The following is a 15,821-nucleotide window of genomic DNA, read 5'->3' on the forward strand; positions in this document are numbered from 1 at the left end:
CGGCCGTGGCACACACCGGCCGGCGCGAGCTGGCGCTGCCCGTCACCGTGGGCGCGTTGCTCGGCCTCACCTGGGCCGCGAGCCTGCGCGGTTGGATGACGCATCTCGCCGGGACCGAGTCCAGCTACACCTGGGTCGGCACGTTCCTGTGCCTCCTGCTGCCCGGCGCGCTGGTCGGCGCCCTGCTGGGGTGGGCCGAACACCTTCGGCGCACGGACGACCGGAGACCGGCTCGCTGGCTGGCACTCGCCCCACTGCTCTTCCCGGTCGGCGTGCTGTCGATCCCCGGCGCGATCCCGCACCTCATCCGCACCGGACAGGGAAGCGCGTCCATCGGCATGGTGTTGCTGGCGATGCTGGCCGGCTACTCACTGTCCGGCCGCCGCGCGGGCTGGTGGCGCATCGTGTGCGGCGTCGTCGGCTTCGCGTTGGTGCCGGCCATGCTTCTCGGCGCGGACACGCCGAAGGGCGCCTGGGCGGCCACGCTCTTCTCCACTTTGTACGTCTCATTGGCCTTGGCGTGCGCGATCCCGTTGCGCCGCCACAAGACCGAGAGGGAAACCTCGTGCAGCCCGCGGGTCAACGAAACGTGAGCCGGTACCTCGCGTGGGCGGTGTGGCCGGTGGGCCTGCTGCTCACGGTCGCCTACGCCGTGGCCGAGCTGGTGCCGTTGCCGGTGTTTCTGATCCTCGACCTGGCCTACCTCGCCGCGGTCGCGGTCGTGGTGCGCCATGCCGGCACGCTCGCCGGCCTGCTTGTCGCTCCGGCCGGGTTGATATTTTCGCTGGCCGCGCTAACCGGCGCACCCACCGCCCGGGAGCCCGTCGCGATGGTGGCCAACGCCGGGGCGCTCGCCGCGGCCGGCACCGTCCTGCTCGTCGGCGCGGTGTTCGTCTGCGTACGCGTGTGGGAAGGGCCGGGCCGCGGTCCGGCCGCTCTGGCGGTCACCGCGGTCGTGGTGGGCACCACCTGCTACCTGGTCAACCTGCTGGCCCGGGCCGCGGTCGTGCTGTCCGGTTTCGCGCCGGCACAGGCGGCCGTCGAAGACCGGGCGTGGCAGGCCCACGTTTACCTGCGCGGGCTGGACGGCGAACCGGACCTGCTCACGCTGCTGCTGGTCTGGCTCGACCTCATGCAGGTCGCCTACGTCGTTCTGGCCTACCTCGGCGCCGCCCTGCTAGCCGTGGCGGCCCACCGCGCCGGATGGCTCGCCACACGGCCGACGCGCGGCGTGGTGGCGCTGAGCGCGGGGATGGCCGCTGTCGCGTCGGTCGCCGCCGTCCTCGGCGCCACACCGGGTCCCTTCGGCGCGGCCGCCGCGGGCGCCGCGTTCGCCCTGACCATCCCGTTCATGTCGACGCTGCCACCGGCCCTGCTGGGCGCGGCCCTCGGCCGGCATCGTCCCACGCTCTCGTAAAGACCGTTCCGGCTGCCCGACCCGTAGTTACGCCTTCAGGTCGAGCTCGAGGAAGACGATGCCCTTCATCCCGGTCGTGGCCGTCTCGGATTCTTCGAACGGCTGTGCGTCGGTGAAACCAACCGACCGGTACAAGCTGAGTGCCTCTGCCATGAACGACGCGGTCTCCAGCCGTACCACGTCAAAATCTCCCAGCCGCGCGGCGTCGAGCAGCCGTTCGAGGATGGCCCGGCCGATGCCCAGACCGCGGGCTCGGGGCTCGACGTACATGCGCTTGATCTCACCGCGCCGAGGCCCGGCGGCTTTGAATCCGCCGACACCGACCGGCTCGCCGTCGAGGTAGGCGGCCAGCAGCAGGCCCGGTGGTTTGAGGAAGCTCGCTGATTCGTCGCGGAACCGGGCGTTGTGGTGCCTTACGGCTTGCTCCGGGTCGCCGAAATCCACGCCGTAGTCGGCCGCCATCCGCTCGACGACCATCCGTACGTATCGGTCGAGCATCGGTTCGAGGGGGCTGAGCTCTGTGGCGGGCTCGATCTGGAAGACGCTCACCCGCCAAGCCTGCGGCCAGTCGATCAGCCCTTGTGAGCAAATCGCCGCATTCGAGCCGTGAACGCGGTCACGCGGGCGTGGCGGCGGAGGTCGAGGGTGCGGCCGCAGCCCGGCGTTGTTTACCGAACGGGTGGCTTCCAAACAACCCGTAGGCGTGTTGACCTGTGCAAACGCAGGGAAGCAACCATCGATACGGGGAGGATGTCATGCGCGTTAGGCGACTCTTGTGGTCGGTGCCGGTCGTGGTGCTGGCTTTGGCGGCGGTGCCGGGAGCCGCGGCGGCTGGACCGTCGCCGGCGACCGGATGCACGATCAGTCAGCTGGACGAGCACAAGGAATGGGTCTGGAGTTTCGTGACCGGCGCCGACCCCACCGGCCGGTACATCCTCGGATACGGCTGGACCGACCAAGCGGAGGATCCGGCCGCCCGGTACCCGGTGATCTGGGACAACGGTGTGCGTACGGCGGTCCCGATTCCGGGCACCCGGCAACAGCTCGAGGATGTCAACTCGGCCGGCGTCGCGGTCGGCAGCAGCGCCGACCCGGACACGTCCGAGGCGCTGTCCCCGTGGATCTACCGCAACGGGCGGGTGCGGCCGCTGCCCGGCGGGGTGACCGGCGAGGCCAGGGCGATCAACGATCGCGGCGACGTCGCCGGCAACACCGCGGCCGGCGTGGCCGTGCGCTGGTCGGCCGACGCCACCCGTCCGGGTCCGGAGAAGCTGCCACTGCCGGCCGGCGCGGCGTCCGCGTCGGCGCACGACATCGACGAGGATGGCACGGTCGTCGGCACCATGTGGGGCAAGGACGGCATCGGGCGCGGCATCGTCTGGCGGCCCGGCGCGAAAGCGCTGCTGCTCCAGGCCCCGCCCGGTCTCGGCCCGACGACCAGAGCGGTCGGTATCCGAAACGGCTGGGTGACCGGCTCGGCCGACACCGCGGCGGGGGAGGTCGTGACGGTGCGGTGGCACCTGCCGGGCGGTGCGGCCGGGGCGTACCCGCAGCTGTTCTTCAGCGTCGGCGTGAACGCCGACGGCTGGCTGGCCGGCAGCAGCACCGCCCACGCTCCGCTGGTCGTCACCGACGCCGGAGACATGGCCCTGCCCGGCCTGGTCGAGGGCGCTCCGGTGAACGGCGTCGCCATCGACGTCAGCGACGGCGGGCACACCGTCGCCGGCGCGGTGACCGACCAGCGGGGCGTGGAGCGCGCGGTCCGCTGGCGCTGCGGGTAGCGCGCGGCCGCCCATGCGGGACGGCGTCGTCGCACACTCACCACTGATCGGGCGGCCCATCAAGGTGGGCCGCCCGTTCACCCGCTGGAGCGACTCGCCGTCAGCTGTTGGCTTCGGTGGCGATCATGGCAGCTAGTTTGGCCCGCGACGAGATGTCCAGGCGGGTGAAGATCCGCGCGAGGTGACGTTCGACGGTCTTGACGCTGAGGTGAAGTTCACCAGCGATCTGCCGATTGGTGCTGCCGGCGGCGACCAGCTCGGCGACCTGCCGCTCGCGACGGGTCAGCACCGCCAGCGGGCCGTTGTCCGGGCGCTGAGCCAGACGCTCGAGCTCCTTGCGCGCGGTTTCCCGTAGCGGCTCGGCGCCGAACTGCTCCGCCTGCCGGAGCACCTGCCTCAGCAGAGACTCGGAGCGCGTGGCGATGCCGGCGAAGAGCTTCGTACGGACCGAATCCAGCCAGTCGCCGGTGCCGTCGAAATGCTGTGCCGCGTCCCGGGCGAGGTCTGCCGATTGCCGAAGGTGTCCCTGGGCCGCGGCGATGTGGGAGCCGGCAAGGAGGCTGTAGCCGTAGGCGGCGGGCAGCTTGAGTGTGGCGGCCGCACCCCGGACGCGGTTGGCCCATTCGCGGGCGCCGTGCAGATCGCCGGAGGCCAGCGACGCCCGGCACAGGACCTCGTACCAGTGTGGCCGGCTGGCCGGGTCGATCCGGACGAGGTCGCGCCCACCGCACGCCCGCAGGATGTCGTCGACGCAGCCCTCGGCGTCGCCGGAGTCGAGCCGTATCTGTGCGTGGAGCGCGGCCGCGTGCGCGGCGAACCATCCGGTCGATCTCCTGCCGATGTCGGCGGCCGTTTTGGCCAAACCCAAGGCCGCGTCGACGTCGCCGCGCGACTGCTCCAGGCGGGCCTGCATCGTCAAGGTCAGGACGGTGAGGACATCGCTCCCGGAGGCCACCGCGGCGGTGTACGCCTCGTCGTAGCATTCGCCGGCCTCGTCGAGTCGGGCGAGGTGCCGCAGCGCGGTGCCGCGTCCGACGAGAAGCATGATGAGCGAGTGGTTGTGCCGGGTGCGGCGGGCCAGCGCCACCGCGCGGCCCTGACGGCGTTCGGCCTCCCGGTGGTAGCCGAGGAACAACTCGGTCCAGCCGAGCCAGCTCAGGCCGGGCAGCAGAGGTACAAGCTCGTGGTCGGCGGCCGCGTCGATCAGCTTTCCCATGTCTTCGGTCATGCGCCGCGCGCCGGCGATGTCGCCGCTGAGGTAGCGCGCCACGGCCAGGGTGCCGGCCTTGGCCCCCAAACGCGCGCCATCCACGGCCTGCTCGTGGGCCTCGGCTTGCTCGGCGTATCGTGCCGCGGTCGAGAACTCGCCCATCAGAATGTGGATGTCGGCCAGTGCCAAGGCGACCTCGCCCGGCCGGGCGAGGTCACGGGCTCGGGCGAGCAGTGCGATGGCCTCGTCGAATCGGCCCAGACAGCGTTCGGCGAACGCGGCGAGCATCAGCGCGGTGCGCATGACGCGCCAACCATGGCGTGGAAGCAGTTGCAGGGCCTTCTGCGCGGCGTCGCGGCCCTCGATGAAGCACCCGGCCGCCATCAACGCCTCCGCTCGCCCGAGCAGCAGTCGTCCCCAGCGCACCCGATTGGCCGACGACTCGGGTATCAGGCGCAACGCGGCCAGGTACCAGTCCGCCGCCAGCTCGGCCGACCGGGGTCGAACGGCCGCCGCCGCTCGGGTCAGCCATCGTGCCGCCCGCAGATCGCCGACCGAGGCGGACCCCTGCACGTGAGCGGCCCATGTGTCGACCGGCTCGCCACGCCGGCGGCGCAGGTCCGCGGCTTTGCCGTGCGCCGTGCGCCGCGCCCGCCAGCCGATGCCTCGCTCGACCGCTTGACGCAGCAGGTCATGCCGGAAGACAAGCCCGTTGTCGCCGCGCCGGAGCACGTCGGCGGCGAGCAGGTCGTCGATGGCCGTTTCGGCGGTCTCCGGCGGCAGCTCGCTGACCTCCGAGGCGGCGAGAGGATCCATGGCGCTTCCCCAGACGGCTATCGCGGTGGCGATCGCCTCGCACGCCGCGCCGAGCCGCGTGATCTCCAGAAGGTCACCCGTGGCGGTCCCGTGGACGCAGTTGGCGGAGTGGTTCAGCCGCGTGATCATGGTCTGCCCCCAAGGACACATATCGCTGCGGTATGGAACGCCTGGCGCCGCTGTCTAGCCGCGGAGGGCATCCAGCGCCATGTCAACGTCGGACTCGGTGTTGTACAGGTGAAATGAGACGCGAACCGCACCATTGCGTCCGGCGGTGCGAATCCCAGCCCGGGTAAGGGCCTCACCGGCACCCGCTGAACTGAGCGTGACAATAGCGCTTTCCCGTGGTGGGTGTCCAAGTCCGGCGAGGAACCGGTTGGCCAGTGCGGTGTTGTGCCGGTAGACGGTGTCAACCCCGACGTCTTGGATCACCTTGAGGGCGGGTGCCGTCGCTACCCAGGGATGCCAGGCCGGGGACAGGTCGAACGCGCGCGCCTCCTTGGCGAGGCGCAGCGGCAAACCGTAGAAGGACTTTTCGACATCCTCGCCGGCGAACCAGCCAGCCGCTACAGGGGTGAACGAGTCGCGCAGACGCGGCGCGATGTAGACGAATCCGGTCCCGCGCGGCGCCATGAGCCACTTGTAGGCGCTCACCACCACCACGTCGGCCAACCGCCCGTCGAACGGGTACCACCCGGCGGCTTGGGTCGCGTCGACGACAACCATGGCGCCAACGTGTCGGGCCGCGGTCACTATCGAGCGGTAGTCGGCTATCCGACCGTCCCCGGACTGTACGAGCGAGAAACAAACGACATCGGTTTCCTCGCTGATGTGTCCGGCGAAGTCGTCCAACGGCGCGCTGCGGACTGAAACGCCACGCGCCTCGTGCACGGCCCAGGGAAAGACCGCCGATGTGAACTCCTGCTCGGGCACCAGCACCGACGCGCCACGCGGAAGCGAACAGGCCACGGGTGCGAGCATCTGCGAGACCTGAGCGCCGATGGCCACATCGGCGGCGTCGGCTCCGATGAGAGCCGCGAACCTCGCCCTCGCCTCATCCGTCGTGGCGCTCCAGGTTTCCCAACCGGTGCTACCTTCACGCCATTGCTCCAGCGCGTTCTGGAGGGCCTCGTACGCGGGCCGAGGCGGAAGGCCGTAGCTTGCGGTATTGAGCCATCCGGGCTTTCCCGACCAGAGTTTCTGCGCTTCTTCGACTTCCACGATGACCAGCCTCCGCGTTCGGCACCCCAGCCGCAGCAGCCAATCGCGAGGTGGTGGCGTTGCCGGCCGCCGTTCACCCAGGACAAGCTGCTGTGAACGGCGGCGGCCGCGACCGGCCGCACGACTACGGGCACTCCAGGAGGAGCGCGTACGGGCGGTCGTCATCGGCCGGCTGGCCCACGGCGACCAGCTGCACGCCGGGCATCTTCCCGACCGGAGCCAGCGCTGGGCAGTCGATCGACGATCCGGGGAGCTCGACCCGGAACGACTCGCCCAGCTCGGCCTTCACTTCGGCGCCGAAGTCCTTCAGGTAGTCCTCGCGGAGGGTTTCCAACGTCTGCTCACGGCTCTGCCGGCGGATCCGGTCCGGCGGGTACATACGGGACAGCGCCGACTCCACCGCCGTGCGCTGCTCCGCCGTGGCCCCGCCGTCGAGGAACACCGTCACGACGTGGAGGTCCTCCGGCCGGTCCTCCACGACCAGCAGCGTCACCGTCGCACCGGCGACCGCACCACCCACCAGCGCGGCCAGGACGACCAGCGAGTACACGACCCAGCGCGGCCACGGCGCGGACCGGCCCGGCGGCATGGCGGTAGGGACCGCGCCCGGCGGCGACTCGGGTGGCATCGTCGACATGCTACGGACAGTCCAGGATCATGGCTCTGGGGCGCTCTCCCGCGGCGAGCTGCCAGACCGTGGCGGAGCCGACACCGTCCATCTCCGCCACCGCGGCCAACCCCGCGCAGTCGAACACCTTGGCGGTGGTGGTCACCAGCAACGACTCCGGGAAGCTGTCGGGTCGCACCTTCTCGACCAGATCCGGTTCGTCCTTGTACAGCTCCTTGAACCGCTGGTACGCCTGCTCGCGGGTCTCCACGCGAATCGTGCCGCCCGGGTATCGGGAGGAGAGCGCCGACTCGACCGCCGCCTTCTGCTCGGCGGTGGCGTCCACGTCGAGAAACACCCGCACCTCGTGCTCGCGTGCCGGCCCCGGCCCCGCGTCGTCGCGCATGACCAGGAAGGTCACCGCGCTCGCGAGGCCCGCACCGCACAGCAACGCCGCCACCGCGAGGGCTGCCAGCAGCACCCGGCGCGGCCGGGGTGCGGACCTGTCCGCGGGGGTGGGTGGCGGCACGGCCGCGGCTGGAGTATCGGACACGATGCCCCACTGTCTACCAGATAGCGCCGGCGTTCGGGGGATGGCCCTACGGCCACCGCACGCGCCGCCGCGCACGCGGCCACTCTTGAGTGACACGCCGCAACCCCGTACCGTCGATCGATACAGTTACCAGCCTCGATCGTGCTCGGGTCGTAGCGTCGGACCGTCGACGATGCCTGGCGTGATCGCTTCGGGCGGGCGTGGGTGATCCCCGTGCCCTGCCACGGGAGGTGCGCCATGCGGCGTCGGCCTTTGTATTTCCTGCTACCGCTCTGCGCCGTGGTGGCCCTCAGCGGGTCGCTCACCGCGAGTGCTTCAGCCGTCGACCCGGATCGGACCGGACCGCGCGACCTGAAGACGATGCCGTGGCTCGCCGCGGACGGCGGCCACGATCACGACCACGACCGCCCGGAACAGGTCGACCCGTTGTCCATTCCGCAGGCGGCGGCCGCGCAGGCGTCCTGCGTCGGCGGGATGGCAGGTGGCTATCCGTGCTCCAATGTGGACCTGCTGGGCAACCTTCCGCTGTCCGCGATCGGTGGCGGCAGCGGCTCGGCGGGCTGGGGGTGGACCGACACCTCTACGGGCAAGGAGTACGCGATCGTCGGTCGTACCACGGGAACGTCGTTCGTCGACATCAGCGACCCGGTCAACCCCCGGTACCTGGGTAACCTGCCCAGTGCCACGGGCACGTCGAGCTGGCGCGAGCTGAGCGTCCACAACAACCACGCCTACATCGTCTCGGACAACAACGGGGCGCACGGCATGCAGATCTTCAACCTGGCCCGGCTGCGCTCGGTCACGACCCCGCAGACGTTCACCGCGGACGCCCGCAACACGTCGTTCAACAATGGACACACCATTCACATCAACAACGCCACCGGGTACGCGTACGTCAACGGCTCGAACACATGCAGCGGCGGGTCGCGAGTGTTCAACCTGGCCAACCCGACCAGTCCGAGTTTCGCGGGCTGTGTGAGCGGCGACGGCTACACCCACGACGCGCAGGCTGTGGTGTACCGCGGTCCGCACACCGCGTACCAGGGGCGCGAGATCCTCATGGCCAGCAACGAGGACACGCTGACCGTCTGGGACGTGACCAACAAGTCCGCGCCGGTGCGGCTGGCCCGGCAAACCTACGCCGGGCGGGGCTACACGCATCAGGGCTGGTTCACCGAAAACCACCGCTACTTCGTGCTCGACGACGAACTCGACGAGACGCGGTTGGGCCACCGCAGCAAGACATACGTGTTCGACATGGCGAGCCTGACCAGCCCGGTGCTCGTGGGCTCGTACCTCGGGCCGACCGCGGCCACCGACCACAACCAGTTCGTCAAGGGTAACTACAGCTACCAGGCCAACTATCGGGCCGGGCTGCGGATCCTGCGGCTCACCAACATCGCCAACCCGTCGACGATGACCGAGGCCGGCTACTTCGACGTCGACCCGTCCAGCAACGCCGCCGGGTTCGCCGGCGCCTGGCACGTCTATCCGTTCTACCCCAGCGGCAACGTGGCGATCTTCAGCATCCAGCGCGGCCTGTTCGTCGTCCGGCCGAACCTGCCCACGACGTGACCCGCCGGATCCCCTGGGTCCCGCTCGTCATGGTCGGTTTGTTCGTGGCGGCGGTGGCCTACGTCAACCCCTTCGACGCTGGCCGGGACGCCCCGCCCCGGCCAGCGGCCGGCCACGCCGCGCACGGCGACGTCGCGGACGGCCTCTCCGACAACCACGACGGGTACCTGCTGTCGCCGGTCGCGCTGCCCGACCGGCGCGGTGACGCGATACCGCTGGCGTTCCGCATCATCGGTCCCGGCGGCGCGCCGGCCACGGCGTTCGACGCGGTCGGGAGTGAACCGCTGCATCTGTACGTGCTGCGCGATGACCTCAGCTTCTACCAGCACCTGCACCCGACGCTCGCCGGTGACACATGGACCGCCGCGGTCAAGGTGCCGGACGGCGGCGTCTACCGGCTGTACGCCGAATTCGTCCCCAAGGGCGGCGCCGGCGGCCAGCACCCCACCGTGCTCGGCACGCCGTTCGTCATCGCCGGCGACACCCGCTACGTGCCCCTCCCGGCGCCGGCGTCCCGGGTGCGCGCCGGCCGGTTCACGGTAAGCCGGCTCGAAGGCACGGCGGACGCGGCCGCGGGCCGGCCCGACATCATGCGCTTCCAGGTGCGCGACGCCCGCGGTGCGCCGGTCACGGCGCTCGAGCCGTACCTCGGTGTGTACGCCCACGCCTCCGTGTTCGACTCCACCACCCAGCGCCTCACCCATCTACACCCCACGACGCCGGCGAACACGCGGGCAGCACCGGCCGACGGCGTCCTGACCTTCCACACCCAGTTTCCGCAGCGCGGCCGGCACCGCGTCTTCCTACAGTTCAAGGTGGCCGGTGCCGTACACCAGGCGGCATTCACCGTGATAGTGAGGTGATCACCCGCCACGGCAAGCGATCCACTCGGCCAGACCGTGTGCCGGGCCTCTCGACGCCGCATACTTCTTGGCATGCCGCCGCGTACAGAAAGGAATGGGGATCCGTGGCCGGCCCCGGTGTCGTACCACGCGTCCAGTGCCGATGAAACGAACGCGATGTTCGACTGGGCCTACTGCCCGCTGACCGTGCGGCCCCGCGGACCGGTGGACGCGTTTTCGTTCGATCTGACGGTGATCCAGCTCGGCCCTTTGACGGTCGGTGACCTGGCGTACGGCGTGGATGTGTCGACCGGCCTGGGATACCTGGACGCCTATCAGCTCAACCTGCCGCTCGTCGGCCACGTGCAGGCCCGGCAGCACGGCACGGAGACCGCCGCCGGCCCTGGATGGGCGACGCTGTTCCGCCCCACGGGGGCGGTCGACCAGCCGTTGATCAGCGGCGGCAGCCACCAGCTCGCCACGAAGATCGACGCGTCGGCGCTCGAAGCCGCGCTGGCTCAGCTGCTCGGACACCCGATTCGGGGGCCACTGCGCATCCCGCTCGGAAACGACTTCAGGACCGGCCCCGGCCGCAGCCTGGTGCGGTTGCTGCGGTTCATCCACGCCGAGTTGGAAAACCGCGACGGCCTCGTCTGTCAGCCGTTGGTCGCCAGCCGGCTGTGGAGTTGCGTGCTCACCGGTGTGCTGCTGGCCACCGACCATCAGTACCGCGCCGAGCTGGCCGGCTCGGTGACGCCGAGCCGGCCGCGGCACGTGAAGCGGGCGATCGACCTCATGGAGGCCGACCCGGGCCGAGCCGTCACCGTGCAGGACCTCGCGCGGACGGTGGGGGTGAGCGTGCGCGCGCTGCAAGAAGGATTCCGCCGGTACGCCGGCATGTCCCCGATGACCTACCTGCGGCGGCTACGGCTCGCCAGAGCGCACGACGACCTGCGCCGCCCGGACACCAACGGCCGGACCGTCACCGAGATCGCACACCGGTGGGGTTTCGTACACATGGGCCGCTTCGCCGCCGCTTACCAAGCCCAATACGGTGAGCTACCCCACCACACCTTGCGCACGGGTGGCGGCTGAACCAACCGCCGGCCGCGTTTGCCACCCACACACCGGTAGGTGTTGACCAAGCCCGAACGGCCCATCGGCCTGGCCGCCTTCTTCCAATAGCCTTCGTGTCATACGTACCCGACACAGCGGGGTACGGCGGGGGTAAGCGTGGACGCACAACGTTTTCTGGTCGGTCGGGCGCCGGAGCAGACGGCCATCGGCGCGTTGCTGGACGGTGCCGCCGAGGGTGGCGCCGCGCTGGTCATCCGCGGCACGCCCGGTGTCGGTAAGTCGGCGCTGCTGGACTGGGCCGCCGTAACGGCCGGCGACAAGCTGCGGGTGTTGCGCACCGTCGGTTCGGTCACCGAGTTCGGCCTGCCGTATGCCGCGCTGCACCAGGTCACGCGTCCGGTCCTCGGCCACCGCAACCGGCTCACCGCACAGTATCGGCGAGCCCTGGATGTCGCCTTCGGTCGGGCGTCGGGTGCGGCGCCGGACCTGTCCACGGTGGCGATGGCGGCGCTGGAGTTGCTGGCGGAGGTCGCGGTCGAGCGACCGGTACTGCTGCTGGCCGACGACGCCCAGTGGATGGACCCGGCCAGTCAGCAGGCGCTGGCCTTCCTCGCGCGCAGGGTCGCGTCCGACCGCATCGTGCTGCTCGCCACGCACCGCGAGAACGAGGCCGGGGCACTCCTCGACGCGGCGGTCCCGGCCATGAGTCTCGCCCCGCTCGACTCGGAATCCGCGGCGGCCCTGCTGGACCGCGTCGCCGGCACACTCGACGCGAGCGCGAGGTCGTTGCTACTGGACGCCGCGCGTGGCAACCCACTCGCGTTGCTGGAGTTGCCCCGTGCGATCGGGATGTACTCCGGCGTCGACACCGACCGCCTGCCGCTGACCGCACGCCTGGAGAGCTCGTTCCTGGCGCGCGTCGACGAGTTCGACGCCGTGACGACGACGATCCTGGAGGTGGCGGCGCTCAGCGACTCCGACGACGTCGCCGAGATCGTCGCCGCCGCCGAGATGCTGTGCGGCCGGGACGACACGCCCTCACTCGACCCGGCGGTGTCGGCCGGGTTGATCGTGGTGGACGGCGCCGCCGTCCGCTTCCGGCACCCGCTCATCCGGTCCGCGATCCTCCAGCGACTCCGACCCGACCGGCGGCGGGCCTGCCACGCCGCACTTGCACACGTCCTGCCCGACCAGCCGGAGCGGTCCGTGTGGCACCGGGCCGCCGCGGCGTTGCGGCCGGACGCCGCGCTGGCGGCCGAGCTCGAGCGGCACGCCGAGCGGGCGATCAAACGCGGCGCGCCGACGAACGCGGTGCGGGCACTGGAACGTGCCGCCCAGCTGTCCGTCGACGGCCGCGACAAGGCGGGCCGCACCTATCACGCGGCCGCCCTCGCGTACGCGGTCGGGCAGCCCGAGCACGGCGAGCGGCTCCGGAGGCGCTACGGGGATCTCGTGGACAGCGAGCACGACGGCCTGCGGTACGAGTGGCTCAACGAGCTGGCCGACGGAGACCGCGGCGGTGACCAGCGCATCACCGCACTCGTCGACCTCGCCGGCCGGGCGAGCACGGTCGGCGACGACACACTGGCGACCGACTTCCTCCGGGCGTCGGCGCTGCGCTGCTGGAACCTCGCTCCCGGCCGACCGGTCGGCAAGCAGGTGATCGGCGCGGCGGACCGGCTGGCGTTTGTCGACGTTTCGACGCGGGTGCAGCTGCTGGCGTACTGCTCGCCCTTCGACAGCGACGCCAGGATCCGCGCGTTGACAGCCCAGGTGCCGGCCGGCGCCCGGGACACCACCACCAGCTACCGGCTCGCGCACGCGGCGGCGTGCGCCGGCGCGTTCGACGTCTCCCAGGGCCTGCTCACCGACGCGGCGGAGCGGCTGCGTTCCGAAGGTCACCTGCACACCCTCGGCAGGACGCTGTCGCTGCTCGCGTGGTCCGCCATGCGCCGCGGAAACTGGTCCTACGCCGTGGCCGCCGCCGAGGAGAGCACCCGGTTGTGCGCGGAGACCCGCCAGCCGTTCTGGGAGGCGTCCTCGCTCGTCGCACACGCTGTGGTGGTGGCGTTCCGCGGCGACTTCGCCTCCGCGGAGGACCTCGTCGCCCGCGCCGACCGCGAGAATCCCCGCCGGTTCGCCACCATCGGCGCCGTGACGCTGATCGCGCGCGCGGCGGTCGCGTCGGGGCAGGGCAACTACGAGCGGGCCTTCGCCTGCCTCGCCCAACTGCACGATCCGGCCGACAGCGCCTACCACCCGGCACACGCCCTGTGGTCCTTGGCGAGCATGGCCGAAGCCGCCGCGGCGTGTGGCGAGGTCGCCGCCGCCCGGTCGCTCATCGCGAGGCTGCCGCCGGAGGTACGCGAGACGACCTCGCCCACGGGCCGTATGAACCTCGGCTTCGCGGCGGCGGTGCTGGCCGCTGACGACGAGTCGGAGCCACGGTTCGCCGAAGCCTTGGCGACCGACATGACGATCTGGCCGTACGAGCGCTACCGCCTGCTCTTCGCGTACGGCAAGTTGTTGCGTCGCCGGCGGCGGGTGCGCGAGTCACGCGACCACCTGCGCAGGGCCCGGGAGGGGTTCGACAGCCTCGGGGCCCGGCCGCTGGCGGAGCGCGTCAGGGCGGAGCTGCGGGCGGCCGGGGAACGCAGCGACTCACCCGTCGCGGACGTCTGGGACACGTTGTCGCCGCAGGAGATACAGATCGCCTCGATGGTCGCGCAGGGGCTGACCAACCGGGACATCGCCAAGAGGCTGTTCATCTCGCACCGGACCGTCGGCAGCCACCTGTACCGGATGTTCCCCAAGCTCGGCATCACTTCGCGTAGCGAGCTTCAGCGGATGGCGGCCGAGCACGACCGCTGATCCGCAGTCATTTGACTCACGACGGGGACGCCGCCGCCGCCGTAACGTTCCCGGCACGGCCGCAACGGAGCACCACGGCCGGCACGGTCAAGGCCACGAAGCCCACCAGTACGTGGGCCGATGCCGCCTGCCCGTGAACCATGCCCCTTCGCCGAAAGGAACCAGCGCCACATGCCTGCCGTCTCCCGCCGTACGGTCCTGGCCGGATCCGCGGCCCTCGTCGCCTCGGGCGTCGTCACCGCGGCGACAGCCGCACCCGCCGGCGCCCACCCGGCGTCCGGGCCGAAGCCCACCGTCGTCCTGGTCCACGGCGCGTTCGCGGACGCCTCCGGCTGGAACGATGTGATCCGGCGGCTCGTCCGCGCCGGGTACCCGGTGCTGGCCCCGGCGAACCCGCTGCGCGGCGTCGACACCGACTCGGCCTACCTGGCCAGCATCCTGCGCCTCGTCCCCGGCCCCATCGTCCTGGTAGGCCACTCCTACGGCGGCGTCGTCATCACCAACGCCGCCACCGGCAACCCGAACGTCAAGGCCCTCGTCTACGTCGCCGCGTTCGCGCCGGACGAGGGTGACACCGTGCTGGACCTTCAGACGAAGTTTCCCGGCAGCAAACTTGGTGAACATGCCATCGAGCGGCGCCCTTACCCACTGCCCGGCGGCGGCACCAGCGTCGACGGCTACGTCAAGCAGGACCTGTTTCGCGACATCTTCGCCGGCGATCTGCCCAGTCCCACCACACAGATCATGGCCGCCACCCAGCGGCCCGGCGACGTGCACACCCTGCAACAGTCGTCTGGACCGCCGGCCTGGAAGCAGATCCGGTCGTGGTACCTGGTCGCCCGCGACGACAACCTCATCCCCGCCGCCGCGCAGCGGTTCATGGCACAGCGCGCCGGCTCCCGCACCGTCGAGGCACGCGCCTCGCACGTCGTCATGATGTCCCAGCCGCGGCTCACCGCCGACCTCATCACGCTCGCCGCCCACACCACCCGCGACTGATACCAGGGGGACTCACCATGCCATTCGTCACCACCTCCGACGGCACCGACATCTTCTTCAAGGACTGGGGTGCCGGCCGCCCCGTCGTGCTCAGCCACGGCTGGCCGCTCAACTCCGACAGCTGGGAGGCCCAGCAGCTGTTCCTGGCGGCCAACGGCTACCGGGCCGTCGCCCACGACCGGCGCGGCCACGGCCGCTCCACCCAGACCTGGCATGGCAACGAGATGGACACCTACGCCGACGACCTCGCCGCCCTGATCGAGCACCTCGACCTGTCCGACGTGACGCTGGTCGGGTTCTCCACCGGCGGAGGCGAGATCACCCGGTACATCGGGCGGCACGGCACCAGCCGCGTCGCGCAGGCCGTCCTCGTCTCCGCCGTGCCGCCGCTGATGGTCCGCCGCGACGACAACCCGCACGGCGTGCCGGTCGAGGTGTTCGACGGCATCCGCGCCGGATCGGCCACCGACCGTTCCCAGCTGTACAAGGACCTCGCCGACGGGCCGTTCTTCGGCAACAACCGGCCGGGCGCGAACGTGTCGCAGGGCATCCGGGACGCGTTCTGGTCGCAGTCGATGGCCGCCGGGCACCGCAACGCCTACGAGTCGATCGCCGCGTTCTCCGCCACCGACTTCCGCGACGACCTCGCCGCCTTCGACGTACCGACCCTCGTCATCCACGGCGACGACGACCAGGTCGTGCCGTTCGAGGTGGGCGGCAAGGCATCCGCCGCCCTGGTCAAGGGCGCCGAGCTGATCGTCTATCCGGGCGCGCCGCACGGCATCACCGACACCCACAAGCAGCAGCTCGGCGACGACCTGCTCGCATTCCTCAACACGCACGGAGCCTGAT

Annotated in this window: 14 protein-coding genes; 9 read left to right on the top strand and 5 right to left on the bottom strand. The window is 71.0% G+C overall.

The genetic code is table 11. The features are described 5' to 3' along the window. Nucleotides 1-5: 5 nt before the first annotated feature. Nucleotides 6-593: a hypothetical protein gene (locus AC5L36_RS40445; protein ID WP_441224113.1), complete on the top strand. Its 588-nt coding sequence runs from the start codon at nt 6-8 to the stop codon at nt 591-593. Beyond that, nucleotides 590-1,417 (top strand): hypothetical protein, encoded by an 828-nt coding sequence (locus AC5L36_RS40450; RefSeq protein ID WP_441224114.1) that lies wholly within the window; start codon nt 590-592, stop codon nt 1,415-1,417. Before AC5L36_RS40445 ends, AC5L36_RS40450 begins: the two co-directional genes overlap by 4 nt. 27 nt (nt 1,418-1,444) lie before the next feature. Here AC5L36_RS40450 and AC5L36_RS40455 read toward each other — a convergent pair whose 3' ends face one another. Beyond that, a complete protein-coding gene (locus AC5L36_RS40455) occupies nt 1,445-1,966 on the bottom strand; it encodes a GNAT family N-acetyltransferase (RefSeq protein ID WP_441224115.1) in 522 nt (173 codons plus the stop codon). Between the two features lie 206 nt (nt 1,967-2,172). Here AC5L36_RS40455 and AC5L36_RS40460 point away from each other — a divergent pair, with 206 nt between their 5' ends. Continuing rightward, on the top strand, nt 2,173-3,198 hold the full coding sequence (locus AC5L36_RS40460) for a hypothetical protein (protein WP_441224116.1): 1,026 nt from the start codon (nt 2,173-2,175) through the stop codon (nt 3,196-3,198). Between the two features lie 100 nt (nt 3,199-3,298). On the opposite strand, the gene AC5L36_RS40465 is transcribed toward AC5L36_RS40460, so the two are convergent. The 4 genes from AC5L36_RS40465 to AC5L36_RS40480 all read right to left on the bottom strand — a co-directional run bounded on the left by AC5L36_RS40465 (nt 3,299) and on the right by AC5L36_RS40480 (nt 7,605). Further along, nucleotides 3,299-5,353, bottom strand: coding sequence for a helix-turn-helix transcriptional regulator (locus tag AC5L36_RS40465; RefSeq protein WP_441224117.1), 2,055 nt, complete (start codon nt 5,351-5,353; stop codon nt 3,299-3,301). A 54-nt stretch (nt 5,354-5,407) separates the two neighbouring features. Beyond that, complete coding sequence (locus AC5L36_RS40470) at nt 5,408-6,445, bottom strand: aminotransferase class V-fold PLP-dependent enzyme (protein WP_441224118.1); 1,038 nt, start codon at nt 6,443-6,445, stop codon at nt 5,408-5,410. A gap of 124 nt (nt 6,446-6,569) precedes the next feature. After that, nucleotides 6,570-7,073: a permease-like cell division protein FtsX gene (locus AC5L36_RS40475; protein WP_441224119.1), complete on the bottom strand. Its 504-nt coding sequence runs from the start codon at nt 7,071-7,073 to the stop codon at nt 6,570-6,572. Nucleotides 7,074-7,083: 10 nt separating this feature from the next. Further along, nucleotides 7,084-7,605 carry a permease-like cell division protein FtsX gene (locus tag AC5L36_RS40480; protein ID WP_441224120.1) on the bottom strand — a complete coding sequence of 174 codons (522 nt, stop codon included), beginning with the start codon at nt 7,603-7,605 and terminating at the stop codon, nt 7,084-7,086. A gap of 237 nt (nt 7,606-7,842) precedes the next feature. Here AC5L36_RS40480 and AC5L36_RS40485 point away from each other — a divergent pair, with 237 nt between their 5' ends. The 6 genes from AC5L36_RS40485 to AC5L36_RS40510 all read left to right on the top strand — a co-directional run bounded on the left by AC5L36_RS40485 (nt 7,843) and on the right by AC5L36_RS40510 (nt 15,820). Next, nucleotides 7,843-9,180 carry a choice-of-anchor B family protein gene (locus AC5L36_RS40485; RefSeq protein ID WP_441224121.1) on the top strand — a complete coding sequence of 446 codons (1,338 nt, stop codon included), beginning with the start codon at nt 7,843-7,845 and terminating at the stop codon, nt 9,178-9,180. After that, nucleotides 9,177-10,043: a DUF8832 domain-containing protein gene (locus AC5L36_RS40490; protein ID WP_441224122.1), complete on the top strand. Its 867-nt coding sequence runs from the start codon at nt 9,177-9,179 to the stop codon at nt 10,041-10,043. The genes AC5L36_RS40485 and AC5L36_RS40490 overlap by 4 nt, the downstream gene beginning before the upstream one ends. 156 nt (nt 10,044-10,199) lie before the next feature. Further along, nucleotides 10,200-11,117: an AraC family transcriptional regulator gene (locus tag AC5L36_RS40495; protein WP_441224123.1), complete on the top strand. Its 918-nt coding sequence runs from the start codon at nt 10,200-10,202 to the stop codon at nt 11,115-11,117. A 138-nt stretch (nt 11,118-11,255) separates the two neighbouring features. Then, the gene (locus AC5L36_RS40500; protein WP_441224124.1) at nt 11,256-13,970 is read left to right on the top strand and encodes a helix-turn-helix transcriptional regulator; all 2,715 of its coding nucleotides are present in this window, start codon (nt 11,256-11,258) and stop codon (nt 13,968-13,970) included. A gap of 171 nt (nt 13,971-14,141) precedes the next feature. Further along, nucleotides 14,142-14,969 carry an alpha/beta fold hydrolase gene (locus AC5L36_RS40505; protein WP_441224125.1) on the top strand — a complete coding sequence of 276 codons (828 nt, stop codon included), beginning with the start codon at nt 14,142-14,144 and terminating at the stop codon, nt 14,967-14,969. 17 nt (nt 14,970-14,986) lie between these two features. Then, nucleotides 14,987-15,820, top strand: coding sequence for an alpha/beta fold hydrolase (locus tag AC5L36_RS40510; RefSeq protein ID WP_441224126.1), 834 nt, complete (start codon nt 14,987-14,989; stop codon nt 15,818-15,820). The last annotated feature ends 1 nt before the right edge of the window (nt 15,821 follow it).

It is taken from the genome of Phytohabitans sp. LZ39 (assembly GCF_059359075.1).

Coding starts and splice junctions, on each gene's coding strand:
- AC5L36_RS40460 (WP_441224116.1), top strand. CDS start 2,173: ATGCGCGTTAGGCGACTCTTGTGGTCGGTGCCGGTCGTGGTGCTGGCT.
- AC5L36_RS40465 (WP_441224117.1), bottom strand. CDS start 5,353: ATGATCACGCGGCTGAACCACTCCGCCAACTGCGTCCACGGGACCGCC.
- AC5L36_RS40475 (WP_441224119.1), bottom strand. CDS start 7,073: ATGCCACCCGAGTCGCCGCCGGGCGCGGTCCCTACCGCCATGCCGCCG.
- AC5L36_RS40485 (WP_441224121.1), top strand. CDS start 7,843: ATGCGGCGTCGGCCTTTGTATTTCCTGCTACCGCTCTGCGCCGTGGTG.
- AC5L36_RS40495 (WP_441224123.1), top strand. CDS start 10,200: ATGTTCGACTGGGCCTACTGCCCGCTGACCGTGCGGCCCCGCGGACCG.
- AC5L36_RS40505 (WP_441224125.1), top strand. CDS start 14,142: ATGCCTGCCGTCTCCCGCCGTACGGTCCTGGCCGGATCCGCGGCCCTC.
- AC5L36_RS40510 (WP_441224126.1), top strand. CDS start 14,987: ATGCCATTCGTCACCACCTCCGACGGCACCGACATCTTCTTCAAGGAC.